General features: G+C 49.0%; 2 protein-coding genes. Both read left to right on the forward strand.

Features of this window, described 5'->3' with window-relative positions:
* The first annotated feature begins 299 nt into the window (after positions 1-299).
* The gene (locus BM122_RS21230; RefSeq protein ID WP_218152218.1) at positions 300-551 is read left to right on the forward strand and encodes a hypothetical protein; all 252 of its coding nucleotides are present in this window, start codon (positions 300-302) and stop codon (positions 549-551) included.
* A gap of 83 nt (positions 552-634) precedes the next feature.
* Positions 635-907 (forward strand): hypothetical protein, encoded by a 273-nt coding sequence (locus BM122_RS24660; RefSeq protein ID WP_074907660.1) that lies wholly within the window; start codon positions 635-637, stop codon positions 905-907.
* Positions 908-1,444 lie beyond the last annotated feature (537 nt).

Consider the following 1,444-nt stretch of genomic DNA (forward strand, 5'->3'; position numbering starts at 1 on the left):
GGCATCACCAGTGCGCTAGGCGACTTCTGCTATGAATCCACTACCGTGACCCTACCGGGTTTTCTGGCAGTGCTAGGTATTCCGGCTGCTGCGCTGGGCCTTATAGCGTAACCAGTTAAGAATGATTCAGAATATATAGAATTTGAAGAGCATCTCAACGGCTTGGTTTTGTTGTTTACGCAGTGCTTTGGCGTATGCCCATTTGTGCTAGATGAGACAATGAGAATACTCTTTGAATCATTTCTAGCTGGTTTTGCTATATCGAAGGCATCGCCGATGTGGTAGCGAGTTTCACCAAAATGATATCGGGCTACATCGCCGGCAAACTCGGCCACTGCAAGCTGCTGTTGCTGGCCGGCTATGGCCTGACGCTGCTCGGGCAAATACTGATTGCGCTGGCACTGAGCGACGATGCAGGGCCCTTCCGTTTCGTGCTGTGGCTCTCGCTCATTCCTGGTCTGCTGGCTGTCGTGTCTTTCCTCATGCTGGTGCAGGGCCGACAACATTTACCTAATCTGGCGCTGAAGTTCTTCGGCTTATTCCATATCTAAATTAAAACTGACTTTGTCGGCTTCACCTTGCCGTATTATTTATACTGTCTGCGGCTCGCCTTCGCGTCATTTTTGATTTGGAATTGGAATTACTACGCGGGCTGCCGGCTCGATTCAAGCGTTATCTCGGTGCCATCGCTCTTTTTGGTGTCGGCGATTTCTCTCATGCGCTGTTGGTTCTCGCCGCCACCACGCTACTCACCCCGTCGATGGGCGTGGTGCAGGCAGCACAGGTGGCCGGCTTGCTGTATGATTGGTGGAGAAGGAAACTGTTTCAATACGGCGTTTGGAGAATCCAGTCCATGTGCATCACCAATGACAGTATTCAGCCAAATCAACCGGCTGATTTGAGCTGATTTCTCTACTCACCAATGTCTTCAAAGCGCCAGAAAGAGCAACCAAGCTTCAGTTCCAAGGACGCCATTTGCGCGCGCGACAGATCGAGTCTCAACTGTCGAAAATCTTCTCGATTAGTGTGCTATATTAAAAGCGATCAATTTATTTACTAGCTCGCCGACCTTCTTTGCTCGCTTGAGAGGAGGCAATAGTGCAGTGCTGGCGAGATACGAAAGGCTCGTAGACTATGGAAACGAATGCTGGATCCGGATGGCACCTATGGCCGAAATGTGTAATTCCATTTCCAAATCAAAACTGACTTTGTCGGCTTCACCTTGTCGTATTATTAATACTGTCTGCGGCTCGCCTTCGCGTCTTTTTTGATTTGGAAATGGAATAAGCCATATCGTTGCACACATACGTCGCCCATAGAATAACGGAGCGTCCCTCAGGAGCACCCTTATGAATCCTAGAATTGACGGTACCAAATTTGGCTCTATCACTATTGATGGGTCTGATATCGAACACGATGTTCTCATCAGGCTTTCAGGTAAGAT

Source organism: Nitrosomonas communis, from assembly GCF_900114745.1.
Taxonomy (GTDB): Bacteria; Pseudomonadota; Gammaproteobacteria; order Burkholderiales; family Nitrosomonadaceae; genus Nitrosomonas; species Nitrosomonas communis_A.

Bases quoted from the DNA above. Each gene is read 5' to 3' on its own strand.
- BM122_RS21230 (WP_218152218.1), top strand. From the start codon at position 300: ATGATATCGGGCTACATCGCCGGCAAACTCGGCCACTGCAAGCTGCTG.